We start from the raw sequence: 19,857 nt of genomic DNA, 5'->3' as shown, positions 1-19,857 counted from the left end.
CGAGGTGGGGCCACTGTGATCGTACCTGTGCGGCGCGGCGGGAGGGTGGCTGCGGGCAAGATTACGCCGGGAGGAATTCAACCTTCGCCGGCGCGGCCGGGTCAAAGACCAGGCGGCGCGTGGCAATCTTCTCTGTGAAGAAGCGGTCGTGGCTGACCACCAGCACGGCGCCGGGGAAGTGCAGGAGCGCGCGCTCCATGACCTGGGTGCTGGCCAGGTCCAGGTGGTTGGTGGGTTCGTCCAGGACCAGCACGGAGGCACCGGAGAGGAGGCACTGGGCCATGGCCACGCGCGCCTGCTGCCCGCCGGACAGCTGGCCGATGCGTTGCTTCAGGTCCGCCTCGGAAAACTGGAACATGGCCAGGAAGCGGTTGACGGACTTCTTGGTGGCGGTCAGCGCCAGGCTGTCCGGCAGTGCGTTGACGGCATGGGTGACGGTGTCCGCGGGATCCAGTGCGGCCAGGACCTGGTTGTAGGAGACCGGGCCGCCTCCCTTGGCCCACGCGACATGGCCGGAATCGGCGGGCTCCTCCCCCATCAGCACCCGCAGCAGCGTCGACTTTCCGGAACCGTTGGCGCCCACAACCGCAAGCCGGTTGCCGCGGCGGATTTCCAGGCTGACGTCGCGAAACAGGGTCCGGTCCCCGTACGCCTTGGCCAGCGATTCCACCCGGCACAGCACGTCCTTCACGTGCAGGCCTGCGTAGATGTCGGTGATGATCTTGTCCACGGGACGGGGTGCGCGGGCCTTCTTGATCTTGGACAGCTTCGAATCGAGCCCCTTGGAAGCGGCCTTCGCTGCCGCCCGGCGGTCGGAAATCCCCTCCACTTCAAAGGCCAGCAGCTCGGATTCGTGCACAAACTGGCTCTCGAGGGTCTTGAGCCGGAACTGCTTGGCCACGACGTAGTCGTCAAAGTTTCCGGGGTATTCATGCAGGTGGAAGTTCTCAACCTCAATGATCCGCGTGACCACCGAATCCAGGAAGCGGCGGTCGTGGGAGACGATGATGGCGGCGCCCTGGAAGTTCTTGAACCAGCCCTCCAGCCATTCGACGCCGGCCACGTCCAGGTAGTTGGTGGGCTCGTCGAGCAGGAGGACGTCCGGGGCCTCGAGCAGGATTTTTGCCAGGGCGGCCCGGTTGCGCCAGCCGCCCGAAAGGTCGTCAATGGGGCAGCTGCGGTGGGCTTCGCTGAAGCCAAGGGTGGTCAACACCTTGTCAATGCTGCGCTGGTAGTCCCAGCCGTCCAGCCGGTCCATGTCCGCGAACAGCTCCGACTGGCGGTGGACCAGCAGGTCCAGTTCCTTCTCCGCGGGGCCGGCTGCGAGCGCGGCGGCGATGCCGGCCAGCCCGGCTTCCAGCTCCACGACATGGGCAAACACGTCCTGGAGCACCTCAAGGATGGTGGCGGCGCCGTTGAGTTCGGAAAACTGGGAAAAGTAGCCGATCCTGGTGCCCAGTTCCACGGCCACGGTGCCGGTGTCCGGCTGCACCTGGTCCAGTACCAGTTTCAGCAGCGTTGACTTTCCCGAACCATTGCGGCCGATCAAGCCCACGCGGTCGCCGGCGTCGAGCCTGAAAAAAGCTTCGCGCAGCACCTGGATTTGGTCGAAGCGGACGCTGACGTCGTTGAGGCGGATCAAGCTCATGGGTGCGGTCCTTGTTGTGCGGGTCGGTGGCGGGCCCTGACGGAACACCCGCCCCCACTGTACCGGCACGGCGGATGTGCCGGGTCCCGGCGCAGCGCCAACGCCACGGACGGCCGCGCACAGGCCCTCCGGTACCCGCCGGCGGTGGAGGGCAGCCCGGAATTCACCGCACGCGTGCCGCTCGCACCCCTTGGGAGGGACGACGCCGGGCGGTGCCTTGGGCGCCCAAGGCACCGCCCGGCGTCGACCTTTCCCTAGCCTTGGTGCCGGCCGGGGATGTACTGCAGGGCCCACTTGTTGCCGTCGGGGTCGGCAAAGTTCACAAAGTGGCCCCAGGGCTGGATGTCGACGTCGCCCACGTCCACGCCGTTCGCCGTGAGCTGGCGGTGGGCGGCCTGGATGTCGTCCACCACGATCTGCATCAAGGGTGCGGTGCCGGGAGGGGCGTCCGTGAGGCCCTCGCCGATGCAGATGGAGCAGGCGGAACCGGGGGGCGTCAGCTGCACAAAGCGGATGTCCCCGCCGGGGCGTTCGTCAAAGTCGGCGTTGAAGCCCACCTTGTTCACATAAAAGTCCTTGGCGCGGTCAACGTCGGAGACAGGCACAAACACGAGTTCAAGTTTCCAGTCCATGGGTTCACGGTAGTGCAGGCGGAACCGGGCCGGTAGTGCCCCGCGCGAAGCGGGCTGCGGCCATGGCCTGCCACGGGCCGCGGGCACATCGCACGCAGCCCGGCTCAGAAGAGCGCCAGGCGGGCACGGGCAATGCTGTAGACGCCATAGGCCATGAGGCCGGCGGCCACGATCCCCAGGACCGGCGCACCGAACGGCAGACCGACAAGCGCCTTGAGCGCCCCGTCCAGTCCGGAGGCGTCCCGGGGGTCGACGGTGGCGGCGGCGACGATGAACAGGACCCCCACGATCGCCACGGCAATGCCCTTGGCCACGTAGCCGGCAACCGCGAGCACGACGACGGCGTGTTTGTAATGCCCGTCCGGCACCGCGATGTCCTCCCGGAACTTCTGCCGGGCACCCTTGTAGATGAAGTAGCCACCGATCCCCGCCGTCGCCAGGCCCACGGCCACCAGGAGCGCCTCGCCACCCGGGAGGGACAGGATGGTGGCACTCGCGCTGCGTGTTGACGTGCTGGCGTGGGAGGAGCCGCCGACGGCGAAGGTCAGCGCCGTGCCGGCCAGTGCCAGGTAGGCCACCGCCTTGCCGAACGACACCACGCTGCGCACCCACCGCTTCTTGGACGAGGTGCCAATGCCCAGCGCTGCCTGCAGCAGCAGCCAGAGGGCCAGCGCTCCCAGCCCCACGACCGTCGCCCACAGGCCGAGGGTCCCGCCGGGCAGCTTTGTCAGCTGCGCGAGGGCCCCCGACTGGTCGGCTTCGCCGCCGTGGTGGGTCGCCACCCGGATGGCCACCCAGCCGATCAGCAGGTGGATGAGTCCGCTGGCCGCATAACCGGCCCGGGCGACGACGGTGAGCGCAGGGTTGTTGCCGGCGGTGCGGGCGGCGCGCCGGACGTCGCCGGCGCTCATGACCCATCCACTTGAAGTTGCGAGTACGGGCCCTGCGGCTGTTCCCCGGGATCCAGGACCGTCCTGTGCGTGTCGATGGCGATGACCACGCCGACGACCACCATGGACAGGGCAACGGAAGCTGTGGTGTCGCTGATCCAGTGGTAGCCGAGATACAGCCGGCTGGCAATTTGGATCGCAATGCCGATGATGGCGATCGTGAACGCGCCCACCGTAAACCCGGTCCTTTGGCGGCGGCTGGCAATCAGAAAGGCAAGGAGCAGCAGGAAGTCCGCCGTGCCCAGGACGTGGCCGGAAGGAAAGGAATATGAGTGGTCTGCGCCGAAGAGCATCAGGTCAACCGGCGGCCTCGGGTGCCGGACCAGCGGGGCCAGTCCACCCGCCAGGATGACTCCCGTGACCATGCCCGCGGCGAGCAGAAACGGGCGCCAGGCATGCCGGGCCGCAATGGCCCATGCGACCACGACCACCAGGACGATGATGGGCAAGGCGATGGGCCCAAAAATGACGGCCAGTCCGATCATGACGGCCGTCAGCCCCGGGGACCTCAACGTCCTGAACCATGTCTCCACGGGTTCGTCGAGACGTTGGAAGCCCGTGTGCGTGAGCACGCTGATGAGCAGGAAGAGGAAGGCCGCCAGCCCGACGCCGATCAACACGCCTGCCGTGACCTGCAGGCGGTGTCGCGCTTCGGGTGCCAGGTGCCGCTCTTCAACAACGAACTTCCCATGCCATCGTGAGTACCGTGAACCGTCAGTGGTTCCATGTCCAGCCATGACCCGTCCTTTCCCTCATGTCAGCGTCCCGATCCGTCCGTCAACCCGGCCGTTGCCGGGCCGATGGCGACTTTGGCCAAGTATCCCCCGCCGCCGCTTCGGAAGAAAGGACGCAGGAGGTAATTTTTTTCGCCGGGCGGGGCATGGCGGCCCCGGCACCCCGGCGGCGCCGTCAGCGGCGGCGTCCCGGCCACAGCAGGTACAGCAGCGGAACCGCCGAGGCAACCATCAGCACGCTGCCAAGGACCGTGTCGCCGGCCCGGACCACGGAACCGGCGATGAGGAGGGCGCCGAACACGACGGCCGACGCCACCCCCTGCGCCACGCGGGTCAGCCGCGCCAGCTGCCGCTCAAGGCGGGGGTTGGAGACGGCCAGCGAGCCGTCGTCGATGCGGGTGAGGAGGCCGTCGAGGCGCTTGGGCAGGCGCAGGGCCGTCCCGGCGGCGTCGAGCGCCTGGGCGGCCGCGTCCCGAGCGATGTTGCCGCGCTCTTCCCGCAGCAGCCGCGCGGCATAGGGCTCCACCGAGTCCCACAGGTTGAACCGGGGGTCCAGCGAGCTGCACACGCCGGAGGTCAGTGACATGGCGCGGATGACCAGCAGGAAATTCTCCGGCAGCTGGAACGGCAGCGAACGGACCGTCTCGCCGAATTCCACCCCAAAATCACGGAATTCGCGCTGGTCCACCTCGCGAAGCTCGGCGAAACCCATCCCGCCAAACCGGGCGAAAAGCCCTGTCATCGCCCGCTCGAGCCCGGCGGTGTCGGCCGAGGGCACCAGCACACCCACTTCGGCGATGGCGGCCACCAGTCCCTTGCCGTCCCGGGCGGCGGCGGCAATCAGCAGTTTCCGCAGGCCGCTGCGGGTCTGGGGCGGGACCGCGCCCATCATGCCGAAGTCGATGAACGTCAGCTGCCAGGGATGTTCCGCGTCAGGGCCGGGCACGGGGGTGATGAACATGTTGCCGGGGTGCGGATCGGCATGGAAAAAGCCGTTCGTGAACAACTGGTCAAACATGACGGCGGCAAAGACGGGGGCCACCTTCACGGGGTCGATGCCGGCCGCACGCAACGCGTCCACGTCGGTGATCTTGATGGCCGTGACGTCTTCAAGCGTGAGCACGCGGCGGGTGGTCCGTTCCCAGACGATGCCGGGCACCTCCACCCTCCCGTCGTCGGCAAAATCGACGGCAAAGCGCTCCAAATAGGCCGCCTCGTTCAGGTAGTCGATCTCCTCGAGGCTGGTTTGCGCAAATTCCTTGACCAGCGCGGGCATGTCGGCACGGTCGGAGACCAGGCGCACGTGGCTGAGCCAGCCGCCCACCTTGCGCAGCGCGGCCAGGTCCGCGTCCACAATGGCGCTGATGCCCGGCCGCTGCACTTTCAGCACGACGCTTTGCAGCCCGGTGTCGGCAGCGTCGCCGGGAAGAAGCTGCGCCCTGTGCGCCTGCCCCAGGGAGGCTGCGGCGACGGGCGTTTCCTCGACCGAGGCGAACAAGGCCTCCAGCGGCGCGCCCAGCTCCGCCTCGGCCAGGGCACGGATCGCCGGGAACGGGACGGGCGGCACCTCATCCTGCAGCCCCTCAAGTTCGGCCGTGATTTCCGGTGGGAGCACATCGAGCCGGGAGGACATGAACTGGCCCACCTTGATCATCAACCCGCCAAGCTCCACCGCGAGCACGTGGAAGCGCTGCGCGAAGCGCCGCATCCTCCTGGCCCGGCTGCGTTCGGCCACCCTGCCCAGCCCGAGGCGGGGCAGGAGCAGTTCAAACCACCAGATCACCGCCAGGTGCCACGCGGCGAAGCGCAGGATGCGCCGGTAGCGGGCGCGGGTGTCCCCTGCGCCGGGCACCGCATCTGCCCGGCCGCGTCGAGCCGGTCCCAACCCTGTCAGTCCTGGGCGAGGATGGCGTATAGCCGGCGGCGGGCCTCATGGAGCACCGCCACGGCCTCCTCCACCTGCTTGGATGTCCCGGTGCGGCCCACTTGGGCCACGGCCTGGGCAAGCTCGACGCCGGCCTTGGGCAGCGCTGCGAACCCACCGCCCGATGTGGGACCTGTTGTGTCCCACGGCGCCGTCGCGTCGCTGCCCGCCGCTTCCTCCCTGCCCGCCTCGGTCAGTGAGTAGATCTTGCGGCCGTTGGACTCTTCGGCGGTGATCAGCCCTTCGTCGGCCAGCAGCTGCAGGGTTGGGTAGACGGAGCCGGCACTGGGCTTCCAGCTGCCGCCGCTGCGCTCCTCGATTTCATGGATGATCTGGTAGCCGTGCATCGGCTGCTCCGCAAGGAGCGCCAGCACTGCCGACCGGACTTCGCCGCGGCCGGCCCGGGTGCCGGAGCGCTTCTCAAACCTTGACCGCAGGTCGTCAACGGCCTGCCAGATGCCGTCCAGGCCGTTGGCGCCAAATCCGCCGGATGGGAATGAATTGTGCATCATGGTCTCCTCGGGTCAGTCACTAACGATGCATAGCGATAGTTAACGATATGCCCCGCCCGGACAAAGATCCATAGCCCGGGGAATCAAAAGCTGCTGCTTTTATTCATGGACCCATGGCCGTCATTTGGACCCGACGACCAGTCGCCAACGGAGGCATGCTGCCTCGACTGCGATAGTGAACGATACATTCCTGCCCCGGCGCGGCACATGACAAATCCACCACACCCCGGCCCACGCATGGCGTTGCCGGGGTGGGGCATTGCAGGGGTGGGGCATTGCCGGCCACGGACGACGTCGGCCAATGGGGACGGGTCCGGGCGTGTGTCCGGGCCCGGCTGGCCCGCAAGGATCCGAACGCGTTGAACACCCCACTGGCCATGGCACCGAGGCAGCGGACGCCGATGTCCGCCTTGGCCTGGCCGCCCGTGACCCACGCAAGGGGTCCCTTGTCCGCGCTCACAGCTCTCGGCATTTAGGGGCAGTGGACGACGGAGGGACGCGTCACCGACAAGGATCCCCCGGCTATCCACCGCGGAAGGACAAGGGCAGAGTCCGGGCCGCTGGAGGTTCGGTAAACAGCAAGCGTGCCGCGCGTCCCAAGCGCAACGCCGCAGCCCGGGAATGTCGCCTTGCTTCCGCCGTCATGGACCGCGGCCACTCCTTCGCCGCTTGTCAGGCTGGATGCTTTTTCAACGAACCCCTCGTAGTACATGATGCGGCCGGCGCCAGCCGAACGGCCGGTGCGAACCTTCCCCGCGTTGGGGACTGCACCGGTGACCGTCGCCTGGCAAATAGAGGCATCCTGGGTGAACACCTGCCCCACGCTGCCGGCCACCGCGTGCACGGGAAACACGCCACCGGGATTGATTCGTAGGCGTCAGCTGCCAGGTACAGCACGCTGACTCCCTGCATCCGGAGGGCTGGCGGCGCGCTTCAGGGCCTGGGCAACCGACTGGCCCACGGAGAACGACGGTGCCCGCCGCCGTCGTACCGGCACCACGGATGCCTCTGGGATTCCACCAACGCTCGGCCCCCAACACCAGTGGCCTGGCCGGTTTTCTTCACGGAGCCTTTGCCCTGTTTTTGGGCAGGAAACGGCGTCTGGCGCGGCATGAAAAAGCCCGCCCGGGGTTTACGGGCGGGAGATGGGCCGGGCTCGTTCCTTGATCCTGAGAGGGCAGCCCGTCGGCTCAACAGCAAAGTCCCCCAGCCGGATGGCAGCAGGCCCCGAACGAAAACAAACCTATGGTCGACAATATAGATTTACTGCCGTCGTGGTGACATGATGGGATGAGAGGGCGGCGATGGCGCGGCACACCATATCAGGCGGGACCACCGTGGCGCACGGGACCTGACGGGGCGATAAGGGAGGAGAGGACCATGATTCTTAAGGAAATTTCAGTCGAACGGTTCATTTTTACCTGCACCGGATGTGGGCATGCCTGGGTGGCCGACTATGACGCCCAACATGTGGAGGATGGCCATGGCCACGCGCGGGACTATTTCTTTCGAGACGGGATTCAATGCCCCGATCCCACGGGTCCGGGGGAAACGACATGCCCGCACTGCGGCCGGGCTTCGGTCCTTGCCCACCTCAGCGCCCGCCGGGCCAGTCCCGCAGTAACTGACCAGGCCCCTGAGGGCCCGGGGGAAATGCCCACCAGCGCCCGGACGGCTGCCCGGGCCAGCGCACCGCTGCTCCCTGGCGCACAGTAGTCACCGGGAACCTTGGAAGCACCATGACCAGGCGCCAAAGCCCGTGGGTACTTCCGCGGATAGTGGGCCTGGAAGCTGGTGGGGCGGTGACCGCTCTTGCGGCGTGCCTATCCGCCGCCAAGCGTCATGCCGGCGTCAGCGCCGGCGCTGATCCGGATGTGGGTCTACTGGCCGCCGGGGCCATGGATAAAGGCTTCGGCGTAGTCGACAGCCTTTTTGAAGGCGTCGTTGCGCAAGGTGATCTGGTCCTGGCGCGGGGATTGGATGTAATTGGTTATCCCGGGGCGTAGCAGCCAGATGTCCCCAGCCGGTGGAAGGTAGAACACGGCAAACCAGCGGCGGGTGTCGTCGTCGTCCGACCATACCGGGACAACGGCCAATGCGGCCCCGGTGTCGGCGTTGATCCACTGGGCCCGGGGCAACGGCTCTTCGTGGAGTTCCGGATCCAGGAAAGGTCCGGTGCCCTTGCCCCAACGCTTTTCGAAGCGTTCATGGAAAACCGGTAGCAAGGGGGAGTCGAAGCGGTGCCATGCACTCATTGAAAGTTCCTCCTACCGGGGTGGTTCCCACCGCAGCGGACCGGCGACGATGGGCGGCTGCCCATGCGTGGGTGACCCCGGCTTGAACACGCGGGCCCCGTTGGAAGGGCCGGGATGGGATGCCGCTGCGCCCGCTTTTGCCAGCTGGCCGCGGTCATAGCGGGCCCGCTGGACCGGGTCCGCCAGGACGGTGTAGGCGTCCATGATCTGCGTCAACTGCTCCCGCTCGAGGCAAGCTTGCTCGGATGTAGCAGGCGACGGGCGGGTGTCTGGATGGTGGCGGCGCATCAGCGACCTGTAGGCGCGGCCAACTTCTGCGCCGGTGGCATCGGGTCCGAGGTGCAGCACAGCATAAAAGTCCGGCAATCCTGACACGATTGCTCACACGTCCTCTCAGCCTCCTGGCCCCATGGACCAAGGAGAGGCGTCCATTGGTGGTTGAAGCGGTCCCCGGCCATGGGGCGCCGGGGACCGCCGGTACGGGAGGGCATGGGCCAGTGGCCGCTTTTCATTGCGCGTGAGGCGCTGTGGCGTGCCGTATGGCTACCGCCCGCATCTCCTGACGGCCCTGGATTGCCTTCCCGGTCTCGGGAACTGCCTTTGAGTTTGGGATGCTCAGGCGTCGATGGCCTGGCGGTCGCCTTCGCTGGTGGCGATTGCGATCTTGCGGGGCTTGGCCTGCTCGGCCACCGGGATGCGCAGGCTCAGCACACCGGCGTTGTAACTGGCTTGGATGTTCTCCGCGTCCAGATTGTCGCCCAGGACCAGCTGGCGGCTGAACACGCCCCGGGGCCGCTCGGCGGCGAGCATCTCCTTCTCCCCGTCCAAGGCCGGACGCTCGGCCCGCACGGTGACCACATTGCGTTCCACATCCAGGTTGATGGACTCCGGGCCCACGCCCGGGAGGTCAAATTCAACCTCAAAGGTGTCCCCGTCACGCCATGCGTCCATTGGCATGGCGGCCGGTCGCGCCGCGGTTCCCAGCACCTGCTGGGCCAGCCGGTCGATTTCACGGAACGGGTCGGTACGCATCAACATGGCTATTCACTCCTTCACAAAGCCACTTGATCCGAGTGTCACTAGATTTTAGTGCCACCCAATGTCCTGTTCAGTTCTCTCACGCCCGCCACAACCTATCGTGGCTGACATAGATTTTTTATAACACGACAGGCATACTTGTGCAAGAGGCAATTCTTCAAAAACGAGAAGGCAAGTCGGGAGCGAAATAGCGTGGTGCCCAATCCAAACGCAGCTGGCGTGTACGCCATCTCCGTCGCAGCAGAACTCGTCGGGACAGGCCAGCAAAACCTCCGGCTCTACGAACGCAGGGGCCTGGTGGAACCGGGGCGCACCGAAAAGGGAACCCGCCGCTACAGCGAGGATGACCTGGTGACCCTGCGACGGATTGCGGAACTGCTCGGTCAGGGGCTAAACCTCTCCGGCATCCGGCTTGTCCTGGCCCTGGAATCGGAAAACCGGGCCCTACGGGCAAAACTGTCGCGCAGGGCTGCCGCCCCGGGCGCCGTGCCGCGGCGAACCCGGAACTACACAGGCGCGGCTGCGCCACGGTAAAGCACCGTATGGCTGATGATCACAGGCCGCCAGCGAAAAATTAAGGACCCGGTGACGGACCAGATCACCACACGTTCGTGGCGAGGCAATCGTGGCAAACGGGACCGATTTCAAATGCGCAGTTTTGGGGCAAACATAAAGCCCTCCAACCCAGCGTTTCCGCAGGTCAGAGGGCTTTCGGGGTGGATCTAAGCAGATTCGAACTCCTGTCCTCCTGGTGGGCAGTTTCGCACGATAAGGGGCAACTACGGTTCGACGGTCAAGGCTTTGGCGCCCAGCCACCTGATTTTCCGCCAGAACGGGGACAGGGCCGCCCAATAAGGATTCAAGGGAATCTACAACTGCAAACGGGCACTGTGAAGCGGCTGGCAACCCTTTCTGCTCGAAATTCCCGAGTCCACGCCCAGGGACCGACCAGGGAGGCTGAGGGCTTGTTCCGTTCCGCTGGTTGTACGTTGGCACAAGTCGACAGTGGCGAACTGCAGGTTTTCGCCCGACCTCCCTTGGAGGTGCAGACCCCTGCTCACCTGCCGTTCGGGAATCAGCCGGGGCTGAGCGCCGGACGGCGTTCGGCGCTCTGCCCCGGACCCTTTGGACGCCTCAGTCGTTCTCAACAGCCGATTGGCTCAGTTGTCAGTCAGACGGTTTAGTGATTCGGACATCAGGCTTCCCATACGAGCCGTTGGCGTTTTTCAAGCGCCCGACGACGGCGGACAATCCACCGGAGCTGGAAGGACACGGGCATCTTTCAATGCTGCAGGACGGCGCGGAGGAAAGTCCGGGTCCGTTCCTGCTGGGGATTCTTGAAGATTTGGGCTGGCGGTCCGCTCTCCACTGCGCCGCCGTTGTCAAACATCACCACACGGTCAGAGATTTCTTCGGCGAAGCGCATCTCGTGAGTGACCATCAGCATTGTCATGTCGGTGGTGTGGGCAAGGTTGCGGATTACGTTGAGTACATCGCCGATCAATTCCGGGTCCAGGGCCGAGGTCGGCTCATCGAAGAGCAGCACCTTGGGCCGCATGGCAAGGGCCCGGGCGATGGCCACGCGCTGCTGCTGGCCGCCGGACATCTGCGGCGGTGTGTGGTTCATGTGCTTGGCCAGGCCCACCAGCTTCAGCAGGTCCGCCGCACGTTCCTGCGCCTCCGCCCTATTCATGCCAAGGACATGGACTGGTGCCTCGATGATGTTCTCCAGGGCCGTCATATGCGGGAAGAGGTTGAATTGCTGGAAAACCATGCCGATCTTGCGACGGGTCTCACGCAGCTGGCGGGTTTCCCGAACTTTTTCACCCGCGTTGACACTCCAAAGAACGTCGCCGTCCACCGTGACCAGTCCCTCACTCGGCGTCTCGAGGGTCATCAGAATGCGCAGGATGGTGGTCTTGCCAGATCCGGATGGACCTATTATCGAGACCTTTTCGCCCGCGGCGACGTCGAAATTCAGCGCCTTGAGGACGTGGTTGGATCCCCAGTTCTTGCTGACGCCCTGGAACCTGATGATCGCGTCGGCCCCGACGCCGGTGGAGACCGGAGCTGCCAGGCCCGGTGCGACGACGGTGTCCTGCGGGACAGGGGGTGAACTGACGTGTGTTGACTCAATGCTGGGGCGCATAGCGCCGCTCCAATCTGTTAATCAGCCGCGAGGCCGGATAGCTGATGGCCAGGAACAGGCCGGCAGCCAGGGTGAGTGGTTCGAGATATCGGAAGCTGGCGCTCCCGATCGCCTGTGCGGCGGCCATCAGTTCCACCACCGTGATGGCGGAGAGCACCGCAGAGTCCTTGAACATCTGGATGAGGTAGTTGCCCAGCATCGGGACTACCGTCCGAAGTGCCTGCGGCAGGATGATCCGCCCCCAGGTCCGCACGCCTGGCAGGCTCAGGGCGGTCGCCGCCTCCCATTGTCCGGCGGGCACGCCCTGGATGCCGCTGCGATACACCTCGGCCATGTAGGCGCTGTAGTTGATGCCGATAACAACCGCACCCGTGGTGAATGCGTCGAAGCTGATGCCGTAGGCCGGGAGGACAAAGAAGGCGCAGTACGCCTGCACCAGTAGCGGGGTTCCCCGGACAAACACCACCAGGAAAGCGACCAAGTGCGAGAGCACTGGAATGGCCAGCCGTCGAAGGACGGCAAAGACCAGGCCCAGCACAGCTGCGATCAGGGTGCCCAGCAGCGTAATTTCGATGGTTACCCACAAGCCCTGCAGCAGCAGTGGAATGACCGAGATGGCAAAATGGTTGTCCCAGATCATGCGTCAACACCGACCTTGATCAACCGGTTTTCCTTGCGCTGGGCCACTAGGGCCTTACGGTCCAGGGCGAAACGCCGTTCCAGCCAGCTGGTCAGCAGCGTCAGCAGGTAGGAGAGAATGAAATAGATCACCAGGATGGTGAGGAAGATCGCTGTCGTCTGTCCGGTAGTGCTGCGGATCATCTGGGCCCGGAAAGTCAGGTCCGCCACCGTCACCAGTGAAACCAACGAGGTGTTTTTCAGAAGGTCCACCATGACGTTGCCGAAGGGCGGCAGCATGGCCGGGATGGACTGTGGAATGATGACCCGGCGCAGCCTTAGCGCCGGTTCCATTCCGAGCGCAATGCACGCCTCGGTCTGGCCCTTGGCCCGGCTGGCGATGGCGCCGCGGACAACTTCGGCGGCGTAGGCCCCCTCGTTGAGTCCCAGTGCCAGAACCGCTGCGGTCAGCGGGAAGAGCTGGATGCCGAAGAATGGCAGGGCAAAGAAGAACCAAAACATCTGCACCAGCAGCGAGGTTCCACGGAAGACTTCAATGAAGACGCCCGCGGGCCATCGCAGATATCTGTGCGTGGAGAGTCGGGCCAAGCCGGCTGCGAATGCGACCACCAGGCAGAGCGCCCCGCTGAAAATTGTTACCAGAATGGTGGTCCACAGCCCCTGCAACAGCAGCGGCGCATATTCTATTACTGCATACATGGGCTCTTCTATCCTTTTGTGGGACGCTGATCATCCGGCCGTCTTGCATAGCTCTTCCGTGGTGACGCCGACCACGGCGGACGGATCGAAGCCCCACTTGGTGAGGATGTCGGAGAATCCGCTGGTCTTCTTGAACGCCGCCAGCGCGATGTTGTAGGCATCATGAAACGATGCATCTGTTTTCCTAAAGGCGGCCCCCGAGCCCGTTTTAGGTGCATCCGTCACCGCCGCAGTGACATCGAAGCTGGTATCGTTCTTGGCCAGCGCCCGCAGGGACAGTGTGGGCAGCATGAAGGCATCCGCGCGGTTGGCCTTGACTGCTTCGATCCCGCTCCGTCCGTCGTTCACCTTGACCTGCTGGGAAGCAGGGACGTTCGCGGACTTGAGTACACCCTCCTCGAACCCACCAGGCAGCACCGCGATCCTCAGCGATTTGTCAGCCACAATATTGGCCACTTTTGTGATGCCCTTCGGGTTGCCCTTGGGCGTAGCGAAGGATTCAGTGGATACGATAACGGGCTCGGAGTACAGCACCTGCCCGCAGCGCGACTGCTTCATGAACAATCCGGCGGCGATGACGTCCCAGCGGTTGGCATTCAGCCCGGGGATCATCGATTCGTAAGGGGTGATGATGCCCTGGATGTCCTTGATTCCCATCCGCTGGCAAACCGCACGGAGCACGTCCGGCTCGCAGCCACTGACGGTTCCGTCCGTGTTGACCTGTGTGTAGGGCGGTTCGTTGGCAATGCCCACGCGCAGGAAGCCCTGCGACTTGGCGATTTCCAGCAGGTTGCCCGCCCCGCCTGAGACGGTAGCACCAGGGACGACACTCGAACAGGCTGTCGCCCACCCCCCTACAGCGACGCCTAGAACAGCCACTCCTGTGCCCCGAAGGACGTTGCGGCGTGAAAGGTTCATCTCTACTCCATTCGCCCGGGCTAGCCCGGCCTCGTCAGCACCAGCCATCTTCTGTGACCTGTGTTACACAAAATTAGTGTGCGAATGTACTATTGTCAACAACCTGAATGTAATGTTGTAGTTTGTATTGAGTCATCGTTTCATTCGCCTACCGGGTCGGGCGTCAAGCCTTACGACAACGCGCCTCGCCACCGTGGAGGCATCACCGGCCCCCACTCGTATAGTCAGGCTTGCATCCCAGCCAGAAGGCTGTCTCTCGGCATCGCCCCCGCCTGCAGCCGAGGCTGATTTGCAGTCGTAATCCACCCCCAACGGCGGCCGTAAGGTCGCGACCAAGGAGCCTAAAAATGATCATTGGTGTCCCCAAAGAGATCAAGAACAACGAATTCCGCGTCGCAATCACAGCCGCAGGCGTGCACGAATTCCGCACCCACGGCCACACGGTACTGGTGGAGCGCGGCGCAGGCCTGGGCCCCGGCATCACGGACGAGGAATACGCGGTTGCCGGTGCCGAGATTGTGGACGATGCCGATGAGCTCTGGATGCGAGCCGACATGGTCATGAAGGTCAAGGAGCCAGTCAGGGCCGAATACCACCGCTTCCGCAGGGGCCTGATCGTCTTCACCTATCTGCACCTCGCGGCCGAGCCGGAGCTGACCCACGCGCTCATGGAGAGCGGCGTCACCGCCATCGCCTACGAGACCGTGCAGCAGGGCCGTGTCCTGCCGCTGCTGGCCCCCATGTCCGAGGTGGCGGGGCGCCTGTCCGTCCAGGTGGGCGCCCAGTGCCTCACCGCACCGGCCGGCGGCAAGGGCATCCTGCTTGGCGGCGTCCCGGGCGTCCGCCCGGCCAAGGTCGTAGTCTTGGGCGCCGGGGTCGCCGGCACCAACGCCGCCGTCACGGCCTTGGGCCTCGGCGCCGACGTCACGATCCTGGACATCAACATCAACCGCTTGCGCGAGCTTGACGCCCAATACCAGGGACGGCTGAAGACCGTGGCCTCCAACACCCTTGAGATCGAGGGTGCGCTGCTGCAGGCGGACCTGGTCATCGGCTCGGTGCTGATCCCCGGGGCCAAGGCGCCCAAGCTCGTCACGAATGCGCTGGTTTCCAGGATGAAGCCGGGCTCGGTGCTGGTGGACATCGCCGTGGACCAGGGCGGCTGCTTCGAGGACACCCATCCCACGACGCATGAAAACCCCACGTTCACGGTGCACAACTCCGTCTTTTACTGCGTGGCCAACATGCCGGGCGCGGTGCCGAACACGTCCACGTACGCCCTGACCAATGTCACGCTCCGCTACGCCGTGGCCCTGGCCAATCTAGGCGTCAAGGCAGCCTTGGAGCGTGACGCCATCCTGGCAGCCGGCCTCAACATCGCCGCCGGCGAGGTCGCGCATCGCTCAGTCTCGGATGCCCACGACTTGCCCCTCGCCGCCGACTGGCACCGACTGGTCTCCGCGTAGGACGGGAATCACGACGGGGCCCGCACCTCCCTCTCCCGCCGTCACTGAACGGTAACTGGCGGGCTGCTGAGCTGGTCAGTGGAGGTCAGTTGTGTGAGGCCCGCCATATGAATTACATTGTAAACAATCTACTATTTGTTAGGGGTATCTTCCTTGCTCTTTAGCCAAGAAGAATATGCCGCCCGCCTTGCGGGCGTCCGTGGGCGGATGGCCAAGCAAGGCCTGGCGGCCCTGCTTGTGACCGACCCGTCGAACATCTACTATCTGACCGGGTACAACGCGTGGTCCTTTTATACGCCCCAGCTCGTCTTCGTCCCCGCTGATGGACCCATGCTCCTCTTCACCAGGGCCATGGATGCTGGCGGGGCTACCCGCACGAGCTGGCTGCCGCAAGGCTGCATCATTGGGTACCCGGAACAATACGTCCACCGGCCGCATGTACATCCCTTCGACTGGGTGGCCTTCGCGCTCCGGGAGCGCTATCTCATTGCCCCCGCGGCCAAGGGCTGCGTAGGCTTGGAAATGGACTCCCACTTTTTCTCTCCCAAGGCCTACCGGTCCCTCGTCAATGCCATCCCCGAATGGACTCTCGTGGACAGCTTCGAGCTGGTTAACTGGGTCCGCTCCATCAAGTCCCCTGCCGAAGTACAACTCATGCGCGGTGCAGCACAGGTCTGCATGGTGGCGATGCAGGCTGCAGTCGACACGATCGACGTGGGACTCCGCCAATGTGATGCCGCAGCGGCCATAAGCCAGGCCCAGATCAAGGGAACCGGCGGGATCGGCGGGGACTACCCGGCAATCGTACCTATGCTCCCCACCGGCGAGGCAGCAGACACCCCGCACCTAACCTGGAGCGAAGACCGCTTCGAGGCGGGACAATCCGTGGTCATCGAACTAGCCGGCGCACACCAGCGTTACCACACGCCGCTGGCACGCACACTGACCTTGGGCAAGAAGCCAGAGCGCCTCGCAAAGCTTGCTGATGCCGTCGCAGACGGCCTGAACGCGGTGCTGGACGAGGTACGGCCGGGTGTTCCCGTCCGCGAACTGGCCCGAACCTGGAACTGGACGCTTGCCAAGTATGGCCTCGAAAAGCCGTCCCGCATTGGTTACTCGATTGGCATCGGTTATCCGCCAGACTGGGGCGAGCGCACCATTTCCGTCCGTTCCGAGGATGAATCAGTTCTCTCGGAAAACATGACGTTCCACATAATCGGAGGTATGTGGATGGAGAACTATGGCTACGAACTCTCCGAATCGATCCGCGTCACCGCCGACGGCGTGGAAACCTTTACCAGCTTCCCCCGTGAACTCATCCAGAAAGGCGCCTAGGCCATGACTGCTAATCGCTTTGACACCCGATCCCGTGCCACCCTGCCACTGGCTGACCGTGCAGCCGACCTCGTCGGGTCGGTCATTGATTCCAGCACTTCCCTGTTGGCTGCACAGAGCCACGACATAGTCCGCTTCGCCATGGGTTCACCGGCAGATGAAGCAGTGCCGCTGGCCGAGTTCCGCGACATCGCCGACACGGTCATCGACCACAGTTCCATGACCTACGGCGCCACCGAGGGCGAACCTGTGCTGCTGAAGGCCCTCGTTGGCTACCTGGCCGGGACTTCGGAGCCCACCTCCGAGGAACGGATCACCATTACCGCCGGCGGCATGCAGGGCCTTGATTTGGCGTGCAAGATCTTCATCAACCCCGGCGACCTGGTGATCGTGGAAAGCCCGACGTATACCAACGGCAGCGCCACGGCATTGAGCTACGGCGCCGAACTGCTCGAGGCACCCATGGACGAGAACGGCCTGATCGTAGAGGCACTTCCCGAGCTGGTAGCCGCCACAGGCCGCACACCCAAGGCGATCTACACCATTCCGAACTTTCAGAACCCCTCCGGAACGACCCTTTCGCTGCCCCGCCGCCACCAGCTTCTGGAGCTGGCGCACCGATGGAATTCGGTCATCATTGACGATGACCCCTACGGTCTGTTGCGTTTCGAAGGCCAGGACCTGCCCTCGCTACAGGCCCTGAGCCCCGGGGATCCGCTGCTCTTCTCCGTTCGGACGTTCTCCAAGATCCTGGCACCCGGCCTGCGTGTGGGCTGGGTGGACACAGACCCAGCGTTGCGCCAGCTCGTCATCAATGCCAAGCAGGCCATGGACACGTGCGCAAACGTTCCTGCCCAGCACATTATTGCGGAGTTCATCCGACGCGGCGGCCTGGACGGTCACCTCGCCGGCCTGCGCACGGAGTACAAGCGCCGCAAGGACGCCATGCAGGAAAGCCTTCGCCGCCACTTGGGCGGCAGGGTCACCACCACCGATCCCGAAGGCGGCTTCTTCCTCTGGCTCACGCTACAGGGTGAAGATGCGCGGATCTCCACCCGCAGGCTATTCGAGACGGCCCTGGCGGAGGGTGTCGCCTTCATCCCCGGGCCCGCCCTGTCCGCAAGCGGAAAGTTCGACGACGCCCTGCGGCTCTGCTTTGCAACCACCACCCCCGAACGGGCCGAAGAAGGCATAGTAAGGCTCCGGCGGGCAGTGGACCGGGAACTCGCCGGCATGAGAGTCGGGTACGGCGCGTGATCACGCCACAGGAAGAACGCATTCTGGGGCTGATTTCCGAGTCCGAACTTGTTTCGCTCACCTCCGCGCTGATCGCTGCAGGCGGGGAGAATCCCGGCGGTACCGAGGAGGCCACGGTTGCAGTCCTCCATGAGTTCTGCTGCAGCGCCGGGCTCGAAACCCAAACACAGGCCATTGCTCCGGGCCGGCCAAATTTCACGGCCGTTCTGCCGGGTGGGAGCTTGCCCGGGTTCATGTTTCTCGGTCATTCTGACGTCGTCCCCGTCGGGGACGGTTGGGAATGTCCGCCGTTTGAGCCGTTCATCCGCGATGGGCGGCTCTACGGACGGGGCTCCACGGACATGAAGGGAGGGCTGGCGGCCGTAGCCGTTGCCCTGAAGGCCCTGAAAGAAGGAGGAGTCCACCTGCCCGGTAACGTCGCCTTGGCCTGCACGGTGGATGAGGAGGATCTGGGACTAGGTATCAGGGCCTACACCAACGCCGCCTTGGCCAGCCAGACGGCGCCTCCTGGCTTGGCCATGTCCTATTCCGCCTGCGTCGTGGCAGAACCCACTGATTTGGAAACGGTCATTGGTTGCCGCGGGGACAGCTACATTCAGATATCCGTGACCGGAAAGTCTGCCCACTCGGGCCGGCCGGCGGATGGGCGAAACGCCATCGATGCCGCGGCCAAAATCTTGGAGCTGATCCGCGCCGACCATGACCGCCTGCAAGACGACCAAGACCCGTTGCTGGGAGCCGGGAGTTGGAACACCGGCATTGTCAGGGGCGGCACCGGAACGTCAATGGTGGCGGCCGAATGCACCTTATCCCTCGATCGCCGGCTCATGCCGAATGAAGATGCACACCTGATCCTCGACAAGCTCCGCGTGCAAATCAGTGAGGCCGGCATCGATTCCAATGGAATTTCCGTCGACGCAAAGGTAACCATGGATATGCCGGGGTTCCGCACCGAGACATCGCATCCTCTCGTGGCAAACTCGGTTTCGGCGCTGGCGGACACTGGGTGGACAAGCCCGATAGGCGGATGGACCGCCGCCTGCGACGGTGGCTTCATCGCCCGGGATCTTGGGGTAGCCACGATCGTGATGGGTCCCGGTGGCCTCAACGACCAGGCTCATCAAGTCAACGAATCCGTCAGCATCGCAGAACTAACCGCGGCTGCACGCGCCTATACCCTGATGTGCCTTCGACACAGCAATGCCTAGTCTCCGCCCGGCTGCGCATTCTGCTTCAGCGGTCCGGGCCCTGCCGGCCAAGTGGGTTTGCGCCGGAAGCAATACGCAAGCCGCCAGACCATACAAATGAGGCATGGAATGATCCACGTTGCTCGCCCTAGACAGAAGGACGACGCGTCCGTGACAACAACCCAAATATAACGAGCTCGGTCCTGGCTCTTTGAAGAACAGAGGTCATCACCGGCACTTGACTTCTTGTCGATGGACAAGGGGTCAAGTGGTGGAACCTGGACCTGAAAACGTGACCGGCCTTTGGTCACTACTGTCAGTCTTTCACCGAAGGATGTACTCGTGGCAACAACTGAACTTGGCTCCAACACGACGCCCAGTCCCATAACCGGCAGCAGCCGCGTCAAGCGCGGAATGGCTGAAATGCTCAAGGGCGGCGTCATCATGGACGTTGTCAACGTCGAGCAGGCCAAGATTGCCGAGGATGCCGGCGCAGTGGCCGTCATGGCCCTTG

Annotated in this window: 18 protein-coding genes and 1 pseudogene; 6 read left to right on the top strand and 13 right to left on the bottom strand. The window is 64.5% G+C overall.

Features of this window, described 5'->3' with window-relative positions; translation table 11 throughout:
* Positions 1-61 precede the first annotated feature (61 nt).
* The 9 genes from MMF96_RS16180 to MMF96_RS16140 all read right to left on the bottom strand — a co-directional run bounded on the left by MMF96_RS16180 (position 62) and on the right by MMF96_RS16140 (position 9,693).
* Entirely contained in the window at positions 62-1,648 is a 1,587-nt protein-coding gene (locus MMF96_RS16180; protein ID WP_256884150.1) for an ABC-F family ATP-binding cassette domain-containing protein, read from the bottom strand.
* 254 nt (positions 1,649-1,902) lie between these two features.
* Positions 1,903-2,280 carry a glyoxalase superfamily protein gene (locus MMF96_RS16175; RefSeq protein ID WP_176618570.1) on the bottom strand — a complete coding sequence of 126 codons (378 nt, stop codon included), beginning with the start codon at positions 2,278-2,280 and terminating at the stop codon, positions 1,903-1,905.
* Positions 2,281-2,384: 104 nt separating this feature from the next.
* On the bottom strand, positions 2,385-3,191 hold the full coding sequence (locus MMF96_RS16170) for a DUF1206 domain-containing protein (RefSeq protein WP_256884149.1): 807 nt from the start codon (positions 3,189-3,191) through the stop codon (positions 2,385-2,387).
* The gene (locus MMF96_RS16165; protein ID WP_176618568.1) at positions 3,188-3,967 is read right to left on the bottom strand and encodes a phosphatase PAP2 family protein; all 780 of its coding nucleotides are present in this window, start codon (positions 3,965-3,967) and stop codon (positions 3,188-3,190) included. Before MMF96_RS16165 ends, MMF96_RS16170 begins: the two co-directional genes overlap by 4 nt.
* 172 nt (positions 3,968-4,139) lie before the next feature.
* Positions 4,140-5,849, bottom strand: a complete 1,710-nt coding sequence (locus tag MMF96_RS16160; protein ID WP_256884148.1) for an AarF/ABC1/UbiB kinase family protein — start codon at positions 5,847-5,849, stop codon at positions 4,140-4,142.
* A gap of 5 nt (positions 5,850-5,854) precedes the next feature.
* Complete coding sequence (locus MMF96_RS16155; protein WP_176618572.1) at positions 5,855-6,397, bottom strand: PadR family transcriptional regulator; 543 nt, start codon at positions 6,395-6,397, stop codon at positions 5,855-5,857.
* A 1,883-nt stretch (positions 6,398-8,280) separates the two neighbouring features.
* A complete protein-coding gene (locus MMF96_RS16150) occupies positions 8,281-8,655 on the bottom strand; it encodes a hypothetical protein (protein ID WP_176618566.1) in 375 nt (124 codons plus the stop codon).
* A 12-nt stretch (positions 8,656-8,667) separates the two neighbouring features.
* Positions 8,668-9,030 carry a J domain-containing protein gene (locus tag MMF96_RS16145; RefSeq protein WP_176618565.1) on the bottom strand — a complete coding sequence of 121 codons (363 nt, stop codon included), beginning with the start codon at positions 9,028-9,030 and terminating at the stop codon, positions 8,668-8,670.
* 240 nt (positions 9,031-9,270) lie between these two features.
* On the bottom strand, positions 9,271-9,693 hold the full coding sequence (locus MMF96_RS16140) for an Hsp20/alpha crystallin family protein (protein WP_256884147.1): 423 nt from the start codon (positions 9,691-9,693) through the stop codon (positions 9,271-9,273).
* A gap of 195 nt (positions 9,694-9,888) precedes the next feature.
* Between MMF96_RS16140 and MMF96_RS16135 the strand changes: the two genes are divergently transcribed.
* Complete coding sequence (locus MMF96_RS16135; protein ID WP_256884146.1) at positions 9,889-10,227, top strand: MerR family transcriptional regulator; 339 nt, start codon at positions 9,889-9,891, stop codon at positions 10,225-10,227.
* 748 nt (positions 10,228-10,975) lie between these two features.
* On the opposite strand, the gene ehuA is transcribed toward MMF96_RS16135, so the two are convergent.
* Genes ehuA through ehuB form a run of 4 tightly spaced genes read right to left on the bottom strand, consistent with a single transcriptional unit; the run spans position 10,976 to position 14,098 of the window.
* Positions 10,976-11,842 (bottom strand): ectoine/hydroxyectoine ABC transporter ATP-binding protein EhuA, encoded by an 867-nt coding sequence (ehuA, locus tag MMF96_RS16130; protein ID WP_256128113.1) that lies wholly within the window; start codon positions 11,840-11,842, stop codon positions 10,976-10,978.
* Positions 11,826-12,482 carry an ectoine/hydroxyectoine ABC transporter permease subunit EhuD gene (gene ehuD, locus MMF96_RS16125; RefSeq protein WP_176618562.1) on the bottom strand — a complete coding sequence of 219 codons (657 nt, stop codon included), beginning with the start codon at positions 12,480-12,482 and terminating at the stop codon, positions 11,826-11,828. The genes ehuA and ehuD overlap by 17 nt, the downstream gene beginning before the upstream one ends.
* Positions 12,479-13,180: an ectoine/hydroxyectoine ABC transporter permease subunit EhuC gene (ehuC, locus tag MMF96_RS16120; protein ID WP_176618561.1), complete on the bottom strand. Its 702-nt coding sequence runs from the start codon at positions 13,178-13,180 to the stop codon at positions 12,479-12,481. Before ehuC ends, ehuD begins: the two co-directional genes overlap by 4 nt.
* A 30-nt stretch (positions 13,181-13,210) precedes the next feature.
* On the bottom strand, positions 13,211-14,098 hold the full coding sequence (gene ehuB, locus MMF96_RS16115; protein WP_176618560.1) for an ectoine/hydroxyectoine ABC transporter substrate-binding protein EhuB: 888 nt from the start codon (positions 14,096-14,098) through the stop codon (positions 13,211-13,213).
* A 347-nt stretch (positions 14,099-14,445) separates the two neighbouring features.
* On the opposite strand from ehuB, the gene ald reads away from it, so the two are divergent.
* The 5 genes and pseudogenes from ald to MMF96_RS19815 form a co-directional block, all read left to right on the top strand.
* Positions 14,446-15,564, top strand: a complete 1,119-nt coding sequence (gene ald / locus MMF96_RS16110; protein WP_256884145.1) for an alanine dehydrogenase — start codon at positions 14,446-14,448, stop codon at positions 15,562-15,564.
* 126 nt (positions 15,565-15,690) lie between these two features.
* Positions 15,691-16,899 carry a M24 family metallopeptidase gene (locus MMF96_RS16105; protein WP_256884159.1) on the top strand — a complete coding sequence of 403 codons (1,209 nt, stop codon included), beginning with the start codon at positions 15,691-15,693 and terminating at the stop codon, positions 16,897-16,899.
* Positions 16,900-16,902: 3 nt separating this feature from the next.
* Positions 16,903-18,156 (top strand): PLP-dependent aminotransferase family protein, encoded by a 1,254-nt coding sequence (locus MMF96_RS16100; RefSeq protein WP_176618710.1) that lies wholly within the window; start codon positions 16,903-16,905, stop codon positions 18,154-18,156.
* Positions 18,153-19,364 carry a M20 family metallopeptidase gene (locus MMF96_RS16095; RefSeq protein WP_256884144.1) on the top strand — a complete coding sequence of 404 codons (1,212 nt, stop codon included), beginning with the start codon at positions 18,153-18,155 and terminating at the stop codon, positions 19,362-19,364. Before MMF96_RS16100 ends, MMF96_RS16095 begins: the two co-directional genes overlap by 4 nt.
* A gap of 363 nt (positions 19,365-19,727) precedes the next feature.
* A pseudogene (locus MMF96_RS19815) lies at positions 19,728-19,857 on the top strand (pyridoxal 5'-phosphate synthase lyase subunit PdxS); the annotation flags it as partial.

It is taken from the genome of Arthrobacter sp. STN4 (genome assembly GCF_024539665.1).
Classification (GTDB): domain Bacteria; phylum Actinomycetota; class Actinomycetes; order Actinomycetales; family Micrococcaceae; genus Specibacter.
Note: the sequence above shows the minus strand (reverse complement) of the source record. Positions and strands in the feature narration are given on the sequence as shown.

Excerpts from the sequence above, each read along its gene's own strand:
- MMF96_RS16165 (WP_176618568.1), bottom strand. The coding sequence starts at position 3,967 with ATGGCTGGACATGGAACCACTGACGGTTCACGGTACTCACGATGGCAT.
- MMF96_RS16175 (WP_176618570.1), bottom strand. The coding sequence starts at position 2,280 with ATGGACTGGAAACTTGAACTCGTGTTTGTGCCTGTCTCCGACGTTGAC.
- ehuB (WP_176618560.1), bottom strand. The coding sequence starts at position 14,098 with ATGAACCTTTCACGCCGCAACGTCCTTCGGGGCACAGGAGTGGCTGTT.
- MMF96_RS16155 (WP_176618572.1), bottom strand. The coding sequence starts at position 6,397 with ATGCACAATTCATTCCCATCCGGCGGATTTGGCGCCAACGGCCTGGAC.
- MMF96_RS16140 (WP_256884147.1), bottom strand. The coding sequence starts at position 9,693 with ATGTTGATGCGTACCGACCCGTTCCGTGAAATCGACCGGCTGGCCCAG.
- MMF96_RS16180 (WP_256884150.1), bottom strand. The coding sequence starts at position 1,648 with ATGAGCTTGATCCGCCTCAACGACGTCAGCGTCCGCTTCGACCAAATC.
- MMF96_RS16100 (WP_176618710.1), top strand. The coding sequence starts at position 16,903 with ATGACTGCTAATCGCTTTGACACCCGATCCCGTGCCACCCTGCCACTG.
- ehuA (WP_256128113.1), bottom strand. The coding sequence starts at position 11,842 with ATGCGCCCCAGCATTGAGTCAACACACGTCAGTTCACCCCCTGTCCCG.
- ehuC (WP_176618561.1), bottom strand. The coding sequence starts at position 13,180 with ATGTATGCAGTAATAGAATATGCGCCGCTGCTGTTGCAGGGGCTGTGG.
- ald (WP_256884145.1), top strand. The coding sequence starts at position 14,446 with ATGATCATTGGTGTCCCCAAAGAGATCAAGAACAACGAATTCCGCGTC.
- MMF96_RS16170 (WP_256884149.1), bottom strand. The coding sequence starts at position 3,191 with ATGAGCGCCGGCGACGTCCGGCGCGCCGCCCGCACCGCCGGCAACAAC.
- MMF96_RS16150 (WP_176618566.1), bottom strand. The coding sequence starts at position 8,655 with ATGAGTGCATGGCACCGCTTCGACTCCCCCTTGCTACCGGTTTTCCAT.
- ehuD (WP_176618562.1), bottom strand. The coding sequence starts at position 12,482 with ATGATCTGGGACAACCATTTTGCCATCTCGGTCATTCCACTGCTGCTG.